Below are 20,534 nucleotides of genomic sequence, written 5' to 3' on the forward strand. Positions count from 1 at the left end.
CCGGCCCCTCCGTTTTCGCATAAATCCCCCCGTCCCTCAGGATGCCATGGCGCCCATCCCCGACGATCCCATGGCTGTCGATCCCGCGGCCGAGGCAACGGAGACGGAATTGAGCGCGTTGCTCGATGCCGGGCTCGGCCGTGGCCGCCAGGGCGCGGAGCGGAGCTGTATCGTCACCCGCACGAAGCGGCCGCCCGACGGGCTCATCCGATTCGTACTCTCGCCCGACGGTGAGGTGGTGGCCGATCTGCGGGCCAGGCTTCCCGGGCGGGGCGCGTGGCTCACGCCGACGCGCGCGGTGGTGATCGAAGCCTTGAAGAAACGCGCGTTCCAACGGGCGTTCAAGACCAAGGACGCTGCGGCACCGGCCGACCTTGCGGACCGAATCGCGGAAGGCCTCCGGGCAGATTTGCGTCAATCCCTGTCGCTCGCCAACAAGGCCGGCTGCGTGGTGGCGGGCTTCGCCAAGGTCGAGGCGGCCATCGGCGACAAGGCCGGCGTCGCGGCGGTGATCCAGGCGCACGACGGCAGCGCCGACGGCCGCCGGAAGATCGCGGCGGCATTGCACCGCCGCCATGGCGATGCCATATCCCGCATTCCCGTCATCGATAGCCTGTCCAATGAAGAATTGGGCGTGGCCTTGGGCCGGGATCATGTGATACATGCGGCTCTCGTCGCAGGAGTCGGGAGTTCCGGCTGCCTTGCGCGTTGGCGTCGGCTCCGTTCCTTCGAAGGTTTGGCGACGACGGCCGAGGAGGCCGGTTCCGCCCGTTATGGGCGAACCACTTCCGATCTGCACGACGACGAAGTGACGGATTCGCCCGGCGCACAGCAGTTTGCCGGTTCTCGGGACGATGGAAACCCTCAGGGTTTGGACTGAATGAGCGATACGAACAATCCGGGCGACAAGACGCAGGCGAGACCCCCTTCGAAGCCGCTGTCCTTGAAGCGCCCGATCGAGCAGGGAACGGTGCGTCAGAGCTTCTCCCATGGCCGTACCAAGCAGGTCGTGGTCGAGACGGTGAAGCGTCGTGTGATCGGCGCGGCACCGGCCGCACCCGTACGGGAAACGACACCTGTCGCTCCGGCGACGCGCGTTGCGCCCCCTCCGCCCCCCGCAGCGCCCCGCCAGGCTCAGCGCTCGGCGTCGGGCGTCGTGCTGCGCACGCTGAGCGAGCAGGAGAGCAACGCCCGCGCGGCCGCCCTCGCCGATGCGAAGCGTCGCGAGGCCGAGGCCAAGCAACGTGCGGAGGCGGATGCCGCCGCCGAACGCGAACGCTTGGCCGTCGAGCAGCGCGAGCGTGAGGCCGCCGAAGCGCGCAAGCGCGACGAGGAAGCCCGTCGCCGTCAGGAAGAAGAGGCTCGCCTCGCCGCCGCCGAGGAAGCGCGCCGCGCGGCCGACGAGGCCGCCAGGGAGGCTTCGAAGGAGGCCGCGAAGGCTGTCGCTGCCGACGACGCGGCGCCTGCACCGGCGCCCACCGTCTCCAAGACGGCGCCGATGCCGGCGGCCCCGACCATCGTTCGCACGCCGCCCGCGGCTCCGCGCGCGCCGGCGGCCCCTGCAGCCACCGCTGCGGCTCCGGTGCGTCCCGCCGCTGCACCTGCAGCGCCTGCGGCACGTCCGCCCCTGACTGCGCGCCCGGCTTCCTCCGAGCCGCGCAAGACGATCACGGCGGACGTGCGCAAGCCGCGCGACCTCAACTTCATGGCCCGCCCCGCCCCGGCCCCCGAGCCGGAGCCGACCACGCCGACGACGGCCACCGCCGCGCGTCCGGCCGGTGCTGCCACCACGGCCCGCACGCCGGGTCGTCCGCAGGCCGCCGAGGAGGAGAACGAGCAGAAGCGCGTGATCCGCCGTCCCGGCATGCCGCTCAAGATCATCACGCCGCCCAAGACCCCGAAGCAGCCGGGCGGCGACCGGAATCGCGGACGTCTCACCATAGCGACCGCGACTTCGGGCGAGGACGAGCGCACGCGCTCCGTCGCCTCGTTCCGCCGTCGCCAGCAGCGTATGAGCGGCAACCGTCACGTCGAGCAGAAAGAGAAGCTCTCGCGTGAGGTGACGATCCCGGAGACGATCACGATTCAGGAACTCGCCAACCGCATGTCGGAGCGGGCCGTGGACGTGATCCGACTGCTGATGAAGCAGGGCGAGATCCACAAGATCACCGACGTGATCGACTCGGACTCAGCGCAGCTCATCGCCGAGGAGCTCGGCCACACCGTGCGCCGCGTCGCGGAGTCGGACGTCGAGGAAGGCCTGTTCAGCGACGAGCCGGAACTGGAGGAGGATCTCGATCCCCGTCCCCCCGTCGTCACGATCATGGGTCACGTCGACCACGGCAAGACCTCGCTGCTCGATGCCATCCGCAAGACCACCGTGGTCTCGGGCGAGGCCGGCGGCATCACGCAGCACATCGGCGCCTACCAGGTCGCGGCCCCCAGCGGCGACATGGTGACGTTCATCGATACCCCCGGCCACGCGGCCTTCACCTCCATGCGCGCCCGTGGCGCCAAGGTGACGGACATCGTCGTGCTGGTGGTGGCGGCCGATGACGGCGTCATGCCCCAGACGGTGGAGGCCATCGCCCACGCCAAGGCGGCGGGCGTGCCCCTCATCCTGGCGATCAACAAGATCGACAAGCCCGAGGCGAACCCGCAGCGGGTCCGTACCGAGCTGTTGCAGCACGACATCCAGGTCGAGTCCATGGGCGGCGAGACCCTCGAATTCGAGGTCTCGGCCAAGACCGGCGACGGTCTCGAGGAACTGCTCGATGGTCTGCAGTTGCAGGCCGAGATCATGAACCTGCGCGCCAACGAGACGCGCGACGGCGAGGGCACGGTCATCGAGGCCAAGCTCGATCGCGGTCGCGGCCCCGTGGCCACGGTCCTCGTGCAGCGCGGCACCCTGTTCACCGGCGACATCGTCGTGGCCGGCGCCGAGTGGGGTCGTGTTCGCGCCCTCATCGACGACAAGGGCGAGAACGTTCCCTACGCCGGTCCCTCGGTACCGGTGGAAGTGCTCGGCTTCAACGGAACGCCGGATGCGGGTGACCGTGTCGTGGTGGTGCCGAACGAGGCCCGTGCTCGCGAGGTCACCGAGTACCGTGCCCGTCAGAAGCGCGAGCGCATCGCAGCCCGCACGGGCGGCGCTAACCGTTCGCTCGTCGACATGATGCGCGACCTCAAGGAAGGCGCCGGCCGCAAGGAACTGGCGCTGGTCGTCAAGGGCGACGTGCAGGGTTCGGTGGAAGCCATCACGGGCGCCCTGGAGAAGCTCGGCAACGACGAGGTGTCGGCGCGCATCCTGCTCTCGGGTGTGGGCGGCATCACCGAGTCGGACATCACCCTGGCGGAGGCTTCCAAGGCCGTCGTCATCGGCTTCAACGTGCGGGCCCACAAGGAAGCGCGCGAGTCGGCCGAGAACAAGGGCGTCGAGATCCGCTACTACAACATCATCTACGACCTCGTGGACGACATCAAAGCGACCCTGTCGGGCATGCTGCCCCCGACGCTCCGCGAAGAGCGCTTGGGCGAAGCCCAGATCCTGCAGATCTTCGACGTGTCGAAGGTCGGCAAGATCGCTGGTTGCCGCGTCACGGACGGCGTGGTCCAGCGTGGCGCCCACGTTCGCCTCATCCGCGACAGCGTGGTCATCCACGAGGGCAAGCTCTCGCAGCTCAAGCGCCTCAAGGACGACGCCAAGGAAGTCATCTCCGGCTACGAGTGCGGTATGTCCTTCGAGAACTTCCAGGACATGCGGGCCGGCGACACCATCGAGTGCTACCGGGTCGAGGAAATCCGCCGCACGCTCTGAGCGTACGGGCAGGATCCAGACGAACAGGGCCGCGACATCCGTCGCGGCCCTGTTCTCGTTTCCGGCCACATCGCACGGCACGCGGGGTTCATCGGTCGGCAGCGGGTGTCCGTCGTTGCACCAGACGGGGAAGATCGACCAGGGCGGGGATCGCGTCCCGCGCAGGCATGCCCTAGTCGCTATGTCGGGCCTTAACCGCATCGTCGAGTTTGGCTGGGGGAAGGCACACGGCCCTCTCGTCGCTGCAGGTGCGAGGCGGCTATATGGGCCGCGGAACGACCGGCATACGGCCCGGTCGAGGCGGGCACGATGCTGAACTCATACGCCCTGCGACGGGCCCTGTCGGACAACAAGTACCGGAAGATCTTCGTCGAGCGGCTCACCGAGCCCCTGCATCTGAACATCATTTCGGCGGGCGTGGCCCTGTTCGGCAGCTACCCGGCCAAGGTCGCCTTCGACCTCGTGGTGCGCCAGCAATACGCTTACCCGATCCTGTTCGCCGCGGAATCGGCGAAGAAGCTCGGCCTCAAGCGGATCGCGATCCTGGAGTTCGGCGTGGCCACGGGAGCGGGCCTCCTCAACATGTGCGCGCTCGCGGCACGCACGGAAGCCGCGACGGGGGTGAGCATCGACGTCGTCGGCTTCGACACCGGCACCGGCATGCCCCCCGCCGTGGATCACCGCGACCTGCCGGAATATTTCCAGGAGGGCGATTATCCGATGGATTTCGAGGCCCTGCGCCGCGCCCTGCCTGAGCGTTGCCGCCTGCTCATCGGCGACGTGGCCGAGACGATCCCGGGCTACCTCGCCGGCGTCGGCCCCGACGCCCCCATCGGCTTCGTTTCGGTGGACGTGGACTATTACTCCTCGACGGTACGAACCCTGCCGGTGCTCGACGGTGCCCCCGACCGGTACCTGCCCATCGTGCCGGTCTACCTCGACGATGTCGCCATGGACGGCTGCAATCCGTGGAACGGCGAGCTGCTGGCGGTGGCCGAATTCAACGCGGCCCACCCCATGCGGAAGATCGCGCCGTTCAACCTCCTGCGGTCGAAGCGCATCTTCAAAAACGCGCAATGGATCGACCGGATGTTCGCCGCGCACATTCACGACCACCCGGCCCGTACCCCGGCGACGGCGAAACGCGCACAACAGGCCTATATCCGGAACGAGTATTTGGGCTAAGAGAGGCCCCTTCGACATCCGCTTCGGTCTGGCCGGCTTCCGTTTTCCAAGCGGCGGCGGATCGATGCTCCGTATCAGTGACGGACCGATGGCGGTCTTCCCCTCGAGCTCCGTCCGCCGGGCGGTGGGGGGCGGGTCGCCAACCCTCCGTTCCGACAAGACGATCAGAACCGTTCATGGCTCAGAGACAGACCCCGACCGGACCGAGGCAGCGCCAGCAGCGCGTGGCCGAGCTCGTCCGCCACGCCATCGCGGAGGTGCTCCAGCGCGGCGACATCCAGGATCCGGTGCTGAGCGCGCACGTCATCACCGTGCCGGAGGTCCGCATGTCGACGGACCTGAAGCTCGCCACGGCCTACATCATGCCGCTCGGCGGCCAGAACGAAGCACCGGTGATCGCCGCCCTGGAGCGCAACAAGAAGGCCCTGCGCCAGGAGGTGGCCCGCCGGGTGAACCTCAAGTTCGCGCCCGACCTGCGCTTCTTACGCGATGCGACCTTCGACGAGGCCGACCGGATCGACGCCCTCCTGCGCACGGACAAGGTCCGGCGCGACCTCGACGCGCAGAAGTCCAACGAGGACGGACCGGACCCGGAGGCGGCCTGATAGTTCCGTCGGTGTCCCGAAGCGGACCCCGAACGTACGACCAGGGGACGCCGTAGCATTCCCGCGCCGATCTTTTTTCCAGACACCAAGACCGGACGGCCCTGGCCCCGCGTGCGCCCCGTCCCTCGACCGAGGACAGCATGACCAACGACACGACCATCGAATCCCCCGATGAGGGTGTTCCGCCGCCCCTCGGCGCGGACGACACGGCCGCCGATGCTCGCCCCGCCGAAGGACGCCGGCCGCCGCGCGGCGGGCCACGGCCCGACCGCCCCAAGCGCCGCGACGTCAACGGCTGGGTGATCCTCGACAAGGGCGTCGGCATGACCTCGACCCATGCGGTCGCGGTGGTGAAGCGCGCCTTCAATGCCAAAAAGGCCGGCCATGCCGGCACCCTCGACCCCCTGGCATCCGGCATCCTTCCCATCGCGCTGGGTGAGGCGACCAAGACCGTTCCGTTCGTCATGGACGGCCGCAAGGCCTACGTGTTCACGGTCACCTGGGGCATCGAGACGGACACGGACGACGCCGAGGGGCGCCCCGTCGCCACCAGCGAGAGCCGGCCCGAGCGCGGGGCCGTGGAAGCCGCTTTGCCGAGCTTCGTCGGCGCCATCGAGCAGGTGCCGCCGCGCTACTCGGCCATCAAGATCGCCGGGGAACGCGCCTACGACCTCGCCCGCGACGGCGAGGAGGTGGTGCTTGTGGCTCGCCCCGTCCAGATCGACCACCTCGCCGTGGTGGAGCATGACGGACAGCGCACGGTGATCGAGGCGGAGTGCGGCAAGGGCACCTATGTGCGGGCGCTCGCCCGCGACCTCGGGCGGATGCTCGGCTGCTACGGCCATGTCTCGGCCCTGCGCCGTACCCGCGTCGGTCCCTTCGCCGAGGCCGAATCCTGCGTCGTCGCCACCCTCGAGGAAGCCGGCCCCGACGGGAACGGTCCGCACCTTCATCCCGTCGAAACGGCCCTCGACGCCGTTCCGTCGGTGCCCGTCTCCCGCGACATGGCACTACGCCTCATGCGCGGTCAGGCGGTGATCCTGCGTGGGCGCGACGCCCCGGTGGAGGGCAAAGCCTTCGCCACCTGCGGCGGCATCCTGGTGGCGGTCGGCGATGTCGAGCGCGGCGAACTGGTGCCACACCGGGTGTTCCATCTCGGCGGTACCGCGCCCCAGCGGGGCTGAACCGGACCTCAGGCCGGGTCGCCCTATTCGGGCGTGCCCGACCGGAGGGGCAGCCCGGTCTCGATGACGCGCGCCCAGAGCGAGGCGCCGTACGGGGCGGCCGCATCGTTGAAATCGTATTCCGGGTGGTGCAGTCCGGCGCTGTCTCCGTTGCCGAGGAAGATGTAGGCACCGGGCCGGTGGGCGAGCATGTAGGAGAAATCCTCCGCCGCCATCATGGGCGCCACAGCGCGCTCGACCTGTGATTCGCCCACGAGACCGGCCGCCACGTCGGCGATGAAATCCGTCTCCGCCGGGTGGTTCTCGGTCACCGGGTAGCCGCTGCCGAACACGATGCTTCCGTGTGCGCCGAAGGCCGCCGCGACGTTGGTGACCACCGCTTCGATGCGGCCCTGGACCAGAGTCCGCACGGGTTTCGACAGGGCCCGCATGGTCCCCCGTAGGGTCACGCATTGCGGCAGGACGTTGAAGGCCTCTCCGGCTTCCAGGGCGCAGACCGAGACCACGGCGCTGTCGAGGGGGTCGACGGAACGCGCCACGATGGATTGGAGGGCAACCACGACGTGGCTCGCCACCAAGACACTGTCGATGGCCGCGTGCGGCTGTGCGGCGTGGCCGCCCTTGCCCTCGACGGTGATGGTGAAGCGGTCGGTGGAGGCCATGATCGGGCCGGGCCGAATGGCGAAGTGACCGACCGCCAGACCCGGAATGTTGTGCATGCCGTAGACGGTCTCGATGCCGAAGCGCTCCATGAGCCCATCGCGGACCATGGCCTCGCCGCCGCCGCCGCCCTCTTCCGCCGGCTGGAAGATCATCACCGCCGTTCCGTCGAAGTCGCGGGTTTCGGTGAGATACCGCGCCGCGCCGAGCAGCATGGCCGTATGACCGTCATGCCCGCAGGCATGCATCTTCCCGGGGTTCGTCGAGCGATAGGGCAAATCGCGCACTTCCCGGATCGGCAGTGCGTCCATATCCGCGCGCAGGCCGATGACCCGGTTCGAGCCGTGCGCCCGCCCCCGGATCACCCCGACGACGCCGGTACGACCGATGCCGGTTACCACCTCGTCGCAGCCGAAGGCCCTGAGCTTGTCGGCGACGAAGCCAGCGGTCCGGTGGACGTCGTATTGCAGTTCCGGATGGGCGTGCAGATCGTGGCGCCAGGCGGTGATCTCCGGCGCCAGGGCTGCGATCCGGTCGAGGACGGGCATGGGACTGACTTTCGAAGGGGCGGCCCCTCTCAGGATGGACTTCGGGTGACAAACGCAAGACGGCTCAGCAAACAAGGGGCCAGACGCGTGATCGGGCCCACGACCGCATCGAACCTACCCGATTTCGGGATGTGGCGGCGAATCACCCGGTGACGGCCTCGCGCACCCCGTCGGCCCGGCGCAGGCGAAGGGCGTTGGCCAGCACGAAGACGCTCGACACGGCCATGGCGGCCGCAGCCAGCACCGGCGACAGCAGGGGACCGCCGAAGGCGTGGAGCAGGCCCGCCGCCACGGGGATCAGGGCGACGTTGTAGGCGAACGCCCAGAACAGATTCTGCCGGATGTTGCGCATCACCGCCCGCGACAGACCGATCGCGGTGACGAGGCCGTCCAGGGCACCGGACATCAGCACCACGTCGGCACTCTCGACGGCGATGTCCGTACCCGTGCCGATGGCGATACCGATCTCCGCCTCCGCCAGGGCCGGTGCATCGTTGATCCCGTCGCCGACGAAGGCCACAGTGCCGAAGCGTGCCCGCAACGCGCGCACGGCCTCGACCTTGCCGTCGGGAAGAAGCGCGGCGAAAACCGTGTCGATCCCGAGGGTTCTGGCCACGCCTTCGGCGGCACCGCGTGCGTCGCCGGTCACCATGGCAACGGCGAGGCCGCGCCTCTTCAGGGCTGCGACGGCCTCTGCTGCACCCGGCTTGATCGGATCGGCGACGGCGACGAGGGCGGCTAAGCGCCCATCCACGGCGACGTAGAGAGGACTGCGGCCTCGCATCTCCAGGGCGGCGGCCTGCGCGGCGAGTGCGGCGGTGGCGATACCGAGCCGGGCCATGTGGCGGTCCGCCCCGACCGCCACCGATCGGCCGGCGACGCGCCCGGTGATGCCGTACCCCGGCGAAGCCTCGAACTCGGTCACCGGCGCGAGGGTAAGCCCCCGCGCTTCGGCCGCTTCCACGATGGCACGGGCGACGGGATGTTCCGAACGCGCTTCGAGGGCCGCGGCCAGCGCCAGAACCTCGTCGTCCGAGACGTCCGGTGCCGGCACGAGATCGGTGAGGCTCGGACGACCCTCCGTGAGGGTCCCAGTCTTGTCGAGGGCAACCACCCGCGCATCGCGCAAAGCCTGGAGAGCGGTGCCACTGCGAAACAGAACGCCGCGTTCGGCCGCTCGCCCCGTACCGACCATGATCGAGGTCGGCGTCGCCAGGCCCATGGCGCACGGACAGGCGATGATGAGCACCGCGATGGCGTTGACGAGGGCGAAGCCCAGGGCCGGGCTCGGGCCGAGGACGAACCAGGCGACGAAGGTCAGGGCCGAGACGATCATGACGGCGGGTACGAACCAGGCGGTGACCAGATCGACCACGGCCTGGATCGGGAGCTTACCGCCCTGCGCGGCCTCGACCATGGCGACGATCCGGGCCAAGGCCGTTTCGGTCCCGATGGCTCCGACGGCGAGGTCGAATCCGCCCGTGGTGTTGAGCGTCCCGCCGATGACGGCATCGCCGACGCCCTTGGAGACGGGCACGGGCTCGCCCGTCACCATGCTTTCGTCGACGAAGCTCGTTCCCGCGACCACGGTGCCATCGGCCGAGACGCGCTCGCCGGGGCGGACCCGCACCACGTCCCCGAGGCGCAGATCCGCCTGCGCCACGGACCGCTCCCCGCCGTCACGGATCACACGGGCAGTGGTGGGCGACAGACCCACGAGGCGGGCGATGGCGGCACCCGTACGGCCCTTGGCCCGTGCCTCAAGGGTGCGCCCGAGGAGGATGAGGGTGACGATCAGTACCGCCGCCTCGAAATAGAGATGCGCGGTGCCGGGCGGCAGCCAATGCGGGGCGAAGGCCGAGACCAGGGAGTACAGGTAGGCCGCGCCGGCCCCGAGGGCGACGAGGGCGTTCATGTCGGGGTGACCGCGCAGGAGACCCGGAACGCCCTGAACGAAGAAGCGGCGGCCCGGACCGGCCAGGACCAGGGTCGCCAGGATGGTTTGAATCCAGGCCGTGACCATCGTCCCGGTGGCATGGTGAAGGCCGGGGACGATGTGGCCGCCCATATCGAGGACGACGACGGGTGTTGCCAGAAGAGCGGCGACAAGAAGATCGCGCTGGAGGGTGGCTCGCTCCGCCTGCCGACGGCTTTCGGGTGTCTCCCGCGCGGCGACGGCGCCCGAAACGGCCTCGTAGCCCGCCCCCCTTACGGCTGCGGCGAGTCTATCGAACGCGACCACCGCTTCCGTGTGACGCACGGTGGCGCGCCCCGTGGCCAGATTGACGGACGCTGCGATCACCCCCGGGACGCCCGCGATGGCACGCTCGGCTCGAGCCACGCAGGAGGCGCAGGACAGGCCGGTGATATCGAACGCCGTCGTCGCTTCCGGGACGCCGTAGCCCGCCCGGGCGATGGCTTCCACGGCCGCCCCCGCACCGGTGCCGTCGAGGCGCAGGCTGGCACGCCCCGTTGCGAGGTTGACCACAACCTCCGATGCTCCCGGCAGCGCCGTCAGGGCACGCTCTACCCGCCCCACGCAGGAGGCACAGGACAAGCCGGTGACCGGAAAGTCGAAGCGGTTGGGCAACGAAGGAGGAGAGGCGTGCGCAGGGCGTGTCATGCTCCTCATGTGGGGCTTGGGCCCGGAGAGGAAAATCGAACGTGGGCGCACGCCCGGTATGTCGCAAATGCGTCGCGCTCCGGGGATTCGTCCGAGCGCATGGGCTCACCGTCCGGCCGTCTCGGCCGCGTTGCCGGGCTCCATGACGAATTCGGGAAAGGACACCCGCACGGTGGTCCCGGCACCCGGAGCGCTCTCGATGACGAGGCGGCCACGGTGGCGGTTGACGATATGCTTGACGATGGCGAGGCCGAGGCCCGTGCCGCCTTGATCCCGACTCGAGGCGACGTCGACGCGGTAGAATCGCTCCGTCAGGCGCGGGATGTGCTCGGGCGCGATGCCGGGGCCTTCGTCACGCACGGCGAGCACGATGCGGGCGCGGCGTGGCGGCAACTCCACGAGGCGGGCGACCGAGACGGCGACGCGGCCGCCGCGGCCGCCATATTTCACGGCGTTCTCGACGAGGTTCTCGACCACCCGCAGGAGTTCGTCGCGTTCGCCCGGCATTGGGTGGACGCCGTCCGCCTCGAACGTCACTTCGACGCCGCGCTCCCGTGCAAGGGGACTTTGCGTCTCGACCATCTCGCGGGCGATCCGGGCGAGATCGACGGGCTTCGTCGGTGGCACGTGCTCGCGCAGTTCGATGCGGGACAGGGACAGCAGGTCGTCGATGAGGCGCGTCATCCGATGCGCCTGGGTCTTCATGATGGCAAGGAAGCGCTCGCGGGCCGGGGCGTCGTTCCGGGCCGGCCCCTGAAGAGTCTCGATAAAGCCGAGGAGCGAGGCGAGCGGGGTGCGCAGTTCGTGGCTCGCGTTGGCGACGAAATCCACGCGCATCGCCTCCAGGCGTCGGGCCGAGGTGAGGTCACGCAGGAACAGGACGACATTGGGCTGGCCGCCCGCTGGCCCGTCGGGCATCGGCAGGGCGCCGATCTGCACCTCGAAGGCACGCTCCGTGGGCACCCGGGTGGCGTAGAGCGTCTTCAGGGGGGCGCCGGTGCGCAGCACCTCCTCGATGCCATCGAGAACATCGGGCGCGCGCAGGGCGAACGAGAGCGGATGGCGAAGTTTCAGGGCCGGAAGGAGCGCGCGGGCGGCGGGATTGACCTCGATGACCACGGCGCGCCGGTCCACCAGGATCACCGGATCGGGAATGTTGGCAAGGAGCGCCTCGGCGACGGAATGCCGTGCATGGGCAGAGGCCTCGGGCGCTGCCCGGATACGGGTGCGGAACAGGCCACCGACGAAGCCTCCGAGGGCTAGGGCCGCGACGGAGGCGGCGATCCACGGCACATCCAGAGTCCCGCGCGCCCAAGCGCACAGGCCGAGAACGACGCTCGCGCACGCGGCGGCGGTCCAGGCGGATCGACGCGCGCCCCGTGCCATGCTGCCCTCCCTGCCGCTTTTCAGACGGCGGCGATCACGTCCCTTCAGCGCGCCGGAGACGCCCGGCACGGACGCGCTTCAGCACTTCGTAGCCCCCCAACATCGACAGGGCGATGACGAACGGCACGAGGTAGTAGCAGACCCGGAACAGCAGCAGGGAGCCGAGCACCTGATCGCGCGGCAGGCTCGATAGGGCGAGCAGGATCGTCGCTTCGAACACACCGAGGCCGCCGGGCGCATTCGAGGCGATGCCCAGCATGGCGGCGAGCACGTAGATGGCGACGAAGGTCGTGAAGCCGATGGAGGTTTCAGCCGGCAACAGCACGTACAAGGTGGCGGCGGCCGCGCAGACGTCGCCGATGCCCACCACCATCTGGCTCAACGAAACCGAAGCTCCGGGTAGCTCGAGGCGCCAGCCCTTCACCCGGACGCTGCGGCGCTTGAGCGACACCCAGGCGAGGTAGGCGACGACGGACAGGAGTGCGGCGAGGCCGACCCCCTGGTTGAGGCGGATGCTGGTGAAGGTGAGCCCGGCGAGTTGCCCGGCCTCCGCGATGAGGCTCAATCCCAGCACCACGCCCATGCCGAGCCAGAAGGTGAAGCCTGCGATCACCGTGAGGGCGGCGATCTTGGCGGCGCTCAAGCCGCGGCCGGAATAGATCCAGTAGCGGATGGTGCCGGCCGTCAGCAGCGGGAAACCGAGGGTGAAGCTCACCGCATAGCTGGTGAACGAGGCGAGCGCCGTCGTACGGTAGGGGACAACGATCTGGAGTTGTCGCAGGGCCAGGGCGTCGTAGCAGGTCAGGAACAGATAGCTCACGGCGACGAACAGGAAGGCGAGTCCGAGCTGTCCCGGTGTCGCCGCCGTGAAGGCCGCGTGGAGTTCGGCCCACGTGACCGTCTCGACGAGCCGCCACAGGACGTAGACCGACACGGCGAAGATCACGATGCTGGCGATGGTGCCGATCCAGGCGTAGCGCCCCTTAAAGGAACGCTTGGCGGCGGGAGCCGCGGGGATATCGCTGGGGCGGGAATCGCTGGAATGAGCATCGTCGGGCTCGACGCCGGACGCGTCCTCGCCGATCGTCTCGGCCCGGCCGAGCTCCTTGTGCTGTCCCGCAAAGTTCATCGTATCGGCGTCCGCCTCCGCCGGGCACCCCGCTCGGCCTTGGCGGCGGCATGGATGGCCCGGGCTTGTGCCGGACCGCGGCCCGTGGCCCGCATTTAGGGGCATCGGCCGGCAATTGCCAGCGATGGACCGATCTTGCCCGTGGGTTGCACTGGATCGGAGCATCCCGTCAGGCCAGGATGGCGGCGGCTTCGCCGAAGCCCCGTCGGATGCGTTCGGCGACGCTGGGCGCCGTACAGACATAGGTCGGGCTCGGATGCGGCACCGCGATCACCGGCAGGTCGGGCCGCAGACTCGCGAGTGCGGGACGGTTCAGTCCTGCCACGCGCCCGGCCAGAACCACGACGCGCAGGCGTGGCAGACAAGTGAGCAACGGCTCCAGGTAGGGCGCGGCTGCGGCGATTTCGGATCGGCGCGGCGCGCGGTTGCGCGCGCCCGGCGCGTGGATCACCCACGGGACCGCATTCCAGATCACGGTGTCGGCCCGCGCAATGCCGGCCTCACGGAAGAACCGGAACAGGTTGGCGGCCGTGCCCGTGGGGTTGTCGCGCGAAACGAAGCCGGTACCGCGCGGGCCCGGCGTTTCCAGCAGCATCAGAAGCCGCGCATCGACACCGCCATCGAAGGGGTCCGGCTCTGGCACAGGGGCGTCCCGCTCGGCCGCGATGCGGCGGGCGAGCGTGCGCAAGGGTGCGAGATGCGGAGCCGCCAGAAGGTCGCGGCGCGCGGCGAGGTCGGCGGGGTCTCGCAGGCTTTTTGGGCGATTCGGGATCACCCGACGAGGCGTACAACAGGGTCCGGCAGGGCGCCGCTCAGCCGGAAGCGTTCGACGCCGCCCTCCCGTGCCAGTTGCTCGGCGAGGTTGTCAGGTCCGCCGAACTGAAACCCGAGCTGGCTCGCATAGGCCGCGCAGGCCGCGTACTTGGCCGCTTGTGCCGCCGCATCGAACGCGATGACCTGCACCGGTAGTTCGGCGAAACGATCGCGCAAGGGCTCGCGCGGTTCGGCGTCCCGCACGGTGTAGGGAAAGTCGCGCCACCACAGGATCGGGACGCCGGTGGCGATGGTCGTGAGGGCGTCCACGACCTGAACGTGATCGACGTGACCGCCGACGGCTTGCGGCGCCAGGATCAGGTCGGGTTGCGTCTCGGCCATGAGTTCTCCGAAGGCGCGCACGAGATCCGGTACGATGCCGTCATCGCCCCGAAGCTCCGCGAACAGCTCGGGCGCGCTGGCATAGCCCCGGTGGGGCGCCTCGCGGAACGGCAGATGCCGTGGCGCAGCGATGCCGAGGGCTCGGGCGGCGTCCGCGTCCTCGTCCCGGCGCAGCGCCATGTAGTCGATCTCCGGCCCGAGACCCTTGTCGGTCTGGCAGGCCAGGGCGAACCCCTTCGGATCGGCCACCGAGCCGGTGAACACCGTCGCCATGGTGACGTGCCAGCCGGCCCGCGCCAGCACCGCGAGGGTGCCGCCGCACGAGAAGGCCGCATCGTCGAGGTGCGGCGACAGGGCGAGAACCGCCGGCATCAGAGCAGGTGGGGTTCGGCGCGAAAGCGACAGGTAGGGTCGTGCGGCAGATCGCCGGCGAAGTCCGTGGCCGGCTTCATGCCCGCGACGGCATCGTACACGTCCATGATCCGGCGTCCGACCGCACCCCAGGAATAGACCCGGCGGCATTCCTCCAGGCCGTCCCGGGCGAGGCGCGCGCGCAGGGCGTCGTCCTCGATCACCCGCGTCAGGGCCTCCGCCAAGGCCAGCACGTCACCGGGCTGGACCATGAGCCCGTTCTCGCCATCGCGCAGACAATCGGACACGCCGACCGAATGGGTCGAGACCACGGCGAGACCCGCCGCCATGGCCTCCAGGATGGTGTTGGAGAAGCCCTCCGCATAGGTCGGCGACACGAACACGTCGGCGGCCCGATAGAGGTCCGGCACCGTGTCATAATCGGCGTAGCCGGTGAAGCGGACTTCAGACTCCGAAAAGTTCAGTTCCGCGGCGCGGGCCTTGGAAGACTCCACATCCGGCCCAATGCCCGAGATGATCGCTTCGAACGGCACCCCACGCGCGCGCACGAGACCGAGGGCGTCGATGAAGTCGAGGACGCCTTTCCGGCGGTCGACGCGGCCATGATAGAACAGGCGCACGGGACCGGCATGGTCCCCGGGTCCCGGCGTGAAGCGCGCGGTGTCGACGGCACCCGGCACGATGGTGAAACGGGCCGGGTCCGAGCCGAGGCGGTCGCAGACTTCGTCCACGAAGGACGGGCCGCCGATGAGCAGGGCGTTGGCGTGGGCCAGCACGTCGCACATGGCGACGCGGTGGGTCTCGCAGCACGAGCCGACCCAGTGACCGTCCCCGCCCTGGATCGAAACCACCGTCGGCACGCCGATCGCCTTGGCGGCCAGCAGGGTCGCCCAGCCGGTGGGATACCCATACTGGGCGTGCAGAATATCGAAGGGCTGCCTCTCGTGCTCGCTCCGGATGGTCGCCACCATCGTGTCGATGTCGCGCTCGAAATCGCCGTCGGTCTGCTCGCCGACCTGTTCGAGGCCGATGACGTTCACGCCCGGAACCGGCGGAGGCGGACCGCCGCCGTAGACGCGGGTGCCGAAATCGTCACCGCGATACTGGCTGATCATCGTCACGTCGTGGCCAGCTTGCACGAGTTCGCGCAGAAGGTTCTGGGCGTAGACGCTCATGCCGGAAATGGCCGGGAAGTAGCGCCGGCTGACGAAGCAGATTCTCACTGGACCGGCTCCGCCCTGAGCTTGCGGCAATCGCGAAGGAATTGGAGTGATGCCGGGACCATGACGTCGGCCCGGTGGCTCTCGCGGGAGAGTTCGACGCAGATGAGTTGTCGGAAGTCGATGGCATCCAGGGCATCGAGGACGGCGGGTACGTCCATGTCGCCCTCGCCGAAGGGCAGGTGGATGTGCTCGCCGCGCTTCATGTCCTCGATGGCCACGGTGCCGATCCGGTCCTGGAATTCGGTGACCGCCGCGGCGGGATCACGCTCGCCGGTGACGAGGCAGTGGCCGGTGTCGAGGGCGAGGTGCAGGCCCGGAATATCCAGGGCGGCGAAATCGTCGAGGGTCTCGATGAGCATGCCGGGCTCGGGCTCGAGGCATGCCACCACGCCGTGGGCGCGGGCGTAGTCCGTCACCTCCGCCAAGCCTTCGATCAGCCAGTGCCGCGCCTCGGCCCGGTCGATTCCGGGTTTCGGTACACCAGCCCAGAACGAGACCGCCTCGGCCTGAAGGATGGCGCCGATGTCGATGGCGCGCTTGAGGAAACCGATGCGCCGGGCACGACCCACGGCGTCGCCGGTGACCAGGGTCGGCTCGTGCTTGGCTTTCGGATCGAGGAGGAAGCGGGCGCCGGTCTCGATCACCGCACCGAGGCCGAGGCGCTGGAGGCGGCTCGACAGGCTTTGCGCGTCCTGCACCCAATGTTCGGCGAAGGGGTCGAGGTGGTGGATGTCGAGGGTCAGCGCCACGCCCTGGTAGCCGGCATCCGCGATGAGATCGACGGCATCGGTCAGGCGATGATTGGCGGTGCCATTGGTGTTGTAGGCAAAACGCAGGCTCATTCACCCCTCTCCTGCTGGGCGAGGCGGAACGGTGCGTGGTGCGATTCCGGCTCGCGATAGAGGGGATAATGCGACCCGACGATCCGGTCGGCCAGTGCCGTATCGAACAGGGGCTGACCGCCGAAGCGCTCCAGGGCCTCGGGTGTCAACCGCACGGGGCGAAGGGTCTCGCTGGCCTCTCCGAACCGGATCAGCGGGTGGTCGCGCGCGATGAGCTTTTGCGTGTTGCGCTCGCCGATGCGGTGGTAGCTCATGGTTTCGACCTCGAGCCCCGGCACGATCGCCTTGACCACGCCGACGGAACCGCCGGGCGGCGCGCAATCGACGTAGAGCACGTCGAAGCCGGCCTCTTCCAGGCGCTCGCGGGCGATACGGCCGCGCGCGTGTCCATCGGGAGCGGCGGTCGTCGGCAAGTCCGTGAATTTCTTCGTGCCGCGCTCGGAATACACCGTGTCGCGCAAGGTCGCGGCCAGATCCTCGGGCGGCAGGACGATCCATTCCAGCATGGCCTTGAGGGCCCGGCTCTCTTCGAGATCGAGGCTCGGCAGGGCTTTGTCGATGAAGGCCTGAACGTAGCCCGGCGGGGTGACACGCTCGGCGAAGGACAGAGGCCCGTGGCCGAAGGCCTTGCGCACGCGGGCGGCCTGAAATTCGAGCAATGCCTTGCGCAGGGCCCGCTCGCGGTCCGGATCGCAGGCCTCGCCGCAGGCCGACAAGGCGATGGGCACAGGCGTGTCGGCCAAGTTCCGATCGTGGCCCACGACGTAGATGTTGGTCAGGCCGAACTGGTCGGTGGCGAATTTCGGCAGGGCCTTGATGCCGAGCGCATCGAGGCGGTCGAGCATGCCGCGCGTCTCAGGACCGAGCCCCTCCGACAGGTCGAGCATCACCCCCTGGTCGAGGGCGCGGAACAGCAGGCCGTTGCCGTCGCGCTGCAGGAGTTCGAGCAGACCATGACCGAGGGCGAAATCCGTGTCCGGCCCTGCGCCGAGGCCGTTGGTGATGAGGTTGGTGAAAGGCTTGTAGCCCTCGGACAGTTCGAAATAATCCGTCGCGGCGATGTCGAGGGGCATCAACACGGTCTCGCCCGTGCAGGCACGGATGGCGGGCGTCCATTCGAGCACCGAGCCTCGGCCGACGGGGCTGCCGGCCGGCAGGCACAGGGTCAGCGGGTCGGCGACGGAGCCGGCGCCGAACACCTTCACGAGGTCCTCGTAGCTGCCGCGCTCCTTCTTGCGCGGCATCACCGCCAACGAGGGCATCAGGTTCTCGGCGATCTCGGCCACGGCCCCGATGAGGGCCTCGTCGTCCGTGGCGCCGTACCCGATGCCGCTCGGCATGGCACCGACGAAGAACGGGTCGTCGAGGAAGAGCGAGACGAACCAGACGGGGATGCCGGTACGGTCCAGGGGCGCCAGGGGAAAGCCGACGATGCGCCCCTGCGGCAGGATATCGAGGTAGGCGCGGACGGGCTCGGGCAAGTCGGAGGGCAGGCCTTCGATCTGGCGCGCGGCGCCGTAGGGGTAGGCGCGCGGAGCCTTGACGCGCGGATTGCGGGCTCTGGCGTCCTGATCGTGTTCGCTCACGTGATGATCCGTTCTCAGGCCAGGGCGTCGTAGGCGCGAGCCAGCAGGCGCATGGTGTGGAGGTCGCGGGCCGCGCTGTAGGCGGCTCGCTCGCCGGGACGCCGCAGGGCGGAGCCGAAGGCGCGGACCTGCTCGAGGAAGGGCGAGGCCGCGCCGTCGAAGGCGACATCTTCCGACACGCCGGTTGACCCGTCGATGAACGTGAGACTGCCGCCCGCCACCTGCCCCATGGTGTCGATGGCCGTGAGCTGCCCCGCCGTCCCGGTCACTTCGAGGCGCCGGCGTGGCAGGGCGTCGGGGCAATTGTAGGCGACATGGAGATTGGCGAGCACGCCCGAGCCCGTGCGGCCGATGAGGAGGGCACCGTCATCGACGGCGTAATCCTGGGCGCGGGCCTGGGTGAGGGCCGCGAGATCGACGATGGATTCGCCGACGAGGAAATCGACGAGGTCGAGGCCGTGGGGGGCGAGATCCATCAGGGCGCCGCCGCCGGCCTTTTTCGGATCGATGCGCCAGTTGTCCTGCCCCGGGACGGAGGTCCAGCTCCGCGGAAGCCAGCAGGCATAGACGATTCTGACCGCCGTGATGGTGCCGAGTCGGCCGTCCGCGATCCAGTCTCGCATCGCCCGGTGGGCGGGGTGATGGCGCTGGTCGAAGGCCGTGCCGTAGAAGGTACTCCCCGCGCCGACCGCCGCCGCCATGGCTTCGGCGTCTGCGAGGCTGGCCGCCATGGGCTTCTCGCACAGGATCGCCTTGCGGGAGCCGACCAACGCCTCGATGGCTTCGCGGTGGAGGTGATTCGGCGTCGCGACATAGACCGCCTCGACCTCGCGGTCGGCGGCGAGATCCGTGAGGTTCGCGTAGGCACGGGCACCCAACGCTTCCGCGGCCGCCCGCGATTCCGAGCCTGGATCGACCACGGCCACGAGCCGATGCCCGGCCGCCCGGATGCCCGGCGCCATATAGTCCCGCGCGACCCAACCGAAGCCGACGATTCCCCAGGCGATCGAATCCATCACCACCGCTCCGGCAGATCGACGAACTCGCGCGCACGGATGCGGTCGAGATCGGGGCTCTCAAGGCCGCCGCTCCAGTCGAGGCTTTCCGGACCGCCCGAATGAAGAGGATAGGTCGCGAGACCGGCATACTCCGCCTCGTAGCGGTCCGACGGCCAGACGATGCGGTAGCCCCCGGTCGGGTCCGGAGCGTAGAGCGGATTGAGGCGCAGCCGCGTTCCGGCGCGTGGCAGGGTGATGCCGTCGACGATGGCACGCGGAGCCGGACGCATACCGGGACCGGCGACGACCGAGAACGCTTCGACTCCGGTGAGGTCGCTCGGCGCACGCGGAGAGGGTGCGCGGGCCTCGACGAGGGCGCGGGTCAGCTCCGCGTCATCGTAGACGAGACCATCGGGAAACAACTCCTCGATCTCCGCCGCCGAGACGGCGCGCCCAGCCGAGAAGCCCGGGCAGCCGCTGTTGTGGATGTGGCTCAACACCAGCCAGCCGTCGTCGCCGGCGTTCTGGCGCAGATTGTCGAGGACCTCGGCCTTGCCGTCGAGAAAATAGAACGCATCGTTGCAGACCACGAGATCGACGGGCGCACCGGGGATCGGCCAATTCGGTGAGCCGGCATCGAAGCAGACGAGTTGCACGCCCTCGCCGACCACCCAGTGCCGGGCGACCCAGAGCTTGGCGAACACCACGTCGGCCCCGGCGACCCTGAGACCGCGCAGGGCGAAATCCCGCAGATAATGGCCGATGCCGCATGCGAACTCGAACACGCAGACGGGATCGTTCCAATGCGCTTCCAGCAGGGCGAGGCCGCCAAGATAGGTCGGGTCGGTCCAGCGGTTGACGAAGTAATCGCCGACCCGGCCCCACCCGAGAAGGCGCACGGCATCCCGCAGGCTGAGCTTCGCCCGGTCGCGCACGAGTTCGTGCAGATCGAGGGCATCGGCCGGTGGCCCGGTCCACCAGTCGTCCTGATCCGCGAGCAGGCCTTCGAGGGCGAGCCCCGTCTCGCCGGCGTCCAGAAGCTTGAGAGTCCTGGCGACGAGCTCGGACCGGTTCGTGCGCAGATAGGGAATGCCGTCGATGACAGGCCAGCGCGCGCCCGTTCCGCTCGCGCGCAGGGAATGCGGGGTGTCCGCCTTGAGGGATTCCCCAGTCTCGGGCGACAGGAGCGCGAACGGAATCATGACGCGGTGTCCACGTGAT

The 20,534-nt window shown here is 69.2% G+C and carries 16 protein-coding genes; 5 read left to right on the forward strand and 11 right to left on the reverse strand.

What is annotated here, in order from left to right; genetic code table 11:
* The first annotated feature begins 70 nt into the window (after window positions 1-70).
* The 5 genes from ASF27_RS00625 to truB all read left to right on the forward strand — a co-directional run bounded on the left by ASF27_RS00625 (window position 71) and on the right by truB (window position 6,791).
* Window positions 71-880 (forward strand): RNA-binding protein, encoded by an 810-nt coding sequence (locus ASF27_RS00625; RefSeq protein WP_056172172.1) that lies wholly within the window; start codon window positions 71-73, stop codon window positions 878-880.
* Window positions 881-3,817, forward strand: a complete 2,937-nt coding sequence (gene infB / locus ASF27_RS00630; RefSeq protein ID WP_056265954.1) for a translation initiation factor IF-2 — start codon at window positions 881-883, stop codon at window positions 3,815-3,817.
* Window positions 3,818-4,126: 309 nt separating this feature from the next.
* Window positions 4,127-5,002 carry a hypothetical protein gene (locus tag ASF27_RS00635; RefSeq protein WP_056171735.1) on the forward strand — a complete coding sequence of 292 codons (876 nt, stop codon included), beginning with the start codon at window positions 4,127-4,129 and terminating at the stop codon, window positions 5,000-5,002.
* A 176-nt stretch (window positions 5,003-5,178) separates the two neighbouring features.
* A complete protein-coding gene (gene rbfA / locus ASF27_RS00640) occupies window positions 5,179-5,607 on the forward strand; it encodes a 30S ribosome-binding factor RbfA (RefSeq protein WP_056171737.1) in 429 nt (142 codons plus the stop codon).
* Between the two features lie 140 nt (window positions 5,608-5,747).
* Entirely contained in the window at window positions 5,748-6,791 is a 1,044-nt protein-coding gene (gene truB / locus ASF27_RS00645) for a tRNA pseudouridine(55) synthase TruB (protein ID WP_056171739.1), read from the forward strand.
* Between the two features lie 23 nt (window positions 6,792-6,814).
* Here the strand turns inward: truB and ASF27_RS00650 are convergent, their stop codons facing one another.
* The 11 genes from ASF27_RS00650 to ASF27_RS00700 all read right to left on the reverse strand — a co-directional run bounded on the left by ASF27_RS00650 (window position 6,815) and on the right by ASF27_RS00700 (window position 20,515).
* Window positions 6,815-7,999, reverse strand: coding sequence for a M20 aminoacylase family protein (locus ASF27_RS00650; protein ID WP_056356969.1), 1,185 nt, complete (start codon window positions 7,997-7,999; stop codon window positions 6,815-6,817).
* 142 nt (window positions 8,000-8,141) lie between these two features.
* Window positions 8,142-10,622 carry a heavy metal translocating P-type ATPase gene (locus ASF27_RS00655; RefSeq protein WP_156467411.1) on the reverse strand — a complete coding sequence of 827 codons (2,481 nt, stop codon included), beginning with the start codon at window positions 10,620-10,622 and terminating at the stop codon, window positions 8,142-8,144.
* A gap of 105 nt (window positions 10,623-10,727) precedes the next feature.
* A complete protein-coding gene (locus tag ASF27_RS00660; RefSeq protein ID WP_056356973.1) occupies window positions 10,728-12,008 on the reverse strand; it encodes an ATP-binding protein in 1,281 nt (426 codons plus the stop codon).
* A 34-nt stretch (window positions 12,009-12,042) separates the two neighbouring features.
* Complete coding sequence (locus ASF27_RS00665) at window positions 12,043-13,137, reverse strand: lysylphosphatidylglycerol synthase domain-containing protein (protein WP_056171746.1); 1,095 nt, start codon at window positions 13,135-13,137, stop codon at window positions 12,043-12,045.
* A 169-nt stretch (window positions 13,138-13,306) separates the two neighbouring features.
* The gene (locus ASF27_RS00670; protein WP_056356976.1) at window positions 13,307-13,912 is read right to left on the reverse strand and encodes a uracil-DNA glycosylase; all 606 of its coding nucleotides are present in this window, start codon (window positions 13,910-13,912) and stop codon (window positions 13,307-13,309) included.
* Window positions 13,909-14,664, reverse strand: coding sequence for a PIG-L family deacetylase (locus tag ASF27_RS00675; RefSeq protein ID WP_056356981.1), 756 nt, complete (start codon window positions 14,662-14,664; stop codon window positions 13,909-13,911). The genes ASF27_RS00670 and ASF27_RS00675 overlap by 4 nt, the downstream gene beginning before the upstream one ends.
* The gene (locus ASF27_RS00680; protein WP_056356984.1) at window positions 14,664-15,887 is read right to left on the reverse strand and encodes a glycosyltransferase family 4 protein; all 1,224 of its coding nucleotides are present in this window, start codon (window positions 15,885-15,887) and stop codon (window positions 14,664-14,666) included. The genes ASF27_RS00675 and ASF27_RS00680 overlap by 1 nt, the downstream gene beginning before the upstream one ends.
* Window positions 15,884-16,729, reverse strand: a complete 846-nt coding sequence (locus ASF27_RS00685; protein ID WP_056356987.1) for a sugar phosphate isomerase/epimerase family protein — start codon at window positions 16,727-16,729, stop codon at window positions 15,884-15,886. The genes ASF27_RS00680 and ASF27_RS00685 overlap by 4 nt, the downstream gene beginning before the upstream one ends.
* Complete coding sequence (locus ASF27_RS00690; protein WP_056356989.1) at window positions 16,726-18,315, reverse strand: YcaO-like family protein; 1,590 nt, start codon at window positions 18,313-18,315, stop codon at window positions 16,726-16,728. Before ASF27_RS00690 ends, ASF27_RS00685 begins: the two co-directional genes overlap by 4 nt.
* A gap of 14 nt (window positions 18,316-18,329) precedes the next feature.
* On the reverse strand, window positions 18,330-19,331 hold the full coding sequence (locus tag ASF27_RS00695; RefSeq protein ID WP_056356992.1) for a Gfo/Idh/MocA family oxidoreductase: 1,002 nt from the start codon (window positions 19,329-19,331) through the stop codon (window positions 18,330-18,332).
* A complete protein-coding gene (locus ASF27_RS00700; protein WP_056356995.1) occupies window positions 19,331-20,515 on the reverse strand; it encodes a methyltransferase domain-containing protein in 1,185 nt (394 codons plus the stop codon). Before ASF27_RS00700 ends, ASF27_RS00695 begins: the two co-directional genes overlap by 1 nt.
* Window positions 20,516-20,534: the final 19 nt, after the last annotated feature.

The organism is Methylobacterium sp. Leaf102, assembly GCF_001422425.1.
GTDB lineage: Bacteria > Pseudomonadota > Alphaproteobacteria > Rhizobiales > Beijerinckiaceae > Methylobacterium.

Coding starts and splice junctions, on each gene's coding strand:
- ASF27_RS00700 (WP_056356995.1), bottom strand. CDS start 20,515: ATGATTCCGTTCGCGCTCCTGTCGCCCGAGACTGGGGAATCCCTCAAG.
- ASF27_RS00655 (WP_156467411.1), bottom strand. CDS start 10,622: ATGACACGCCCTGCGCACGCCTCTCCTCCTTCGTTGCCCAACCGCTTC.
- ASF27_RS00685 (WP_056356987.1), bottom strand. CDS start 16,729: ATGAGCCTGCGTTTTGCCTACAACACCAATGGCACCGCCAATCATCGC.
- infB (WP_056265954.1), top strand. CDS start 881: ATGAGCGATACGAACAATCCGGGCGACAAGACGCAGGCGAGACCCCCT.
- ASF27_RS00650 (WP_056356969.1), bottom strand. CDS start 7,999: ATGCCCGTCCTCGACCGGATCGCAGCCCTGGCGCCGGAGATCACCGCC.
- ASF27_RS00665 (WP_056171746.1), bottom strand. CDS start 13,137: ATGAACTTTGCGGGACAGCACAAGGAGCTCGGCCGGGCCGAGACGATC.
- ASF27_RS00695 (WP_056356992.1), bottom strand. CDS start 19,331: ATGGATTCGATCGCCTGGGGAATCGTCGGCTTCGGTTGGGTCGCGCGG.
- ASF27_RS00675 (WP_056356981.1), bottom strand. CDS start 14,664: ATGCCGGCGGTTCTCGCCCTGTCGCCGCACCTCGACGATGCGGCCTTC.
- rbfA (WP_056171737.1), top strand. CDS start 5,179: ATGGCTCAGAGACAGACCCCGACCGGACCGAGGCAGCGCCAGCAGCGC.
- ASF27_RS00625 (WP_056172172.1), top strand. CDS start 71: ATGGCTGTCGATCCCGCGGCCGAGGCAACGGAGACGGAATTGAGCGCG.
- truB (WP_056171739.1), top strand. CDS start 5,748: ATGACCAACGACACGACCATCGAATCCCCCGATGAGGGTGTTCCGCCG.
- ASF27_RS00635 (WP_056171735.1), top strand. CDS start 4,127: ATGCTGAACTCATACGCCCTGCGACGGGCCCTGTCGGACAACAAGTAC.
- ASF27_RS00660 (WP_056356973.1), bottom strand. CDS start 12,008: ATGGCACGGGGCGCGCGTCGATCCGCCTGGACCGCCGCCGCGTGCGCG.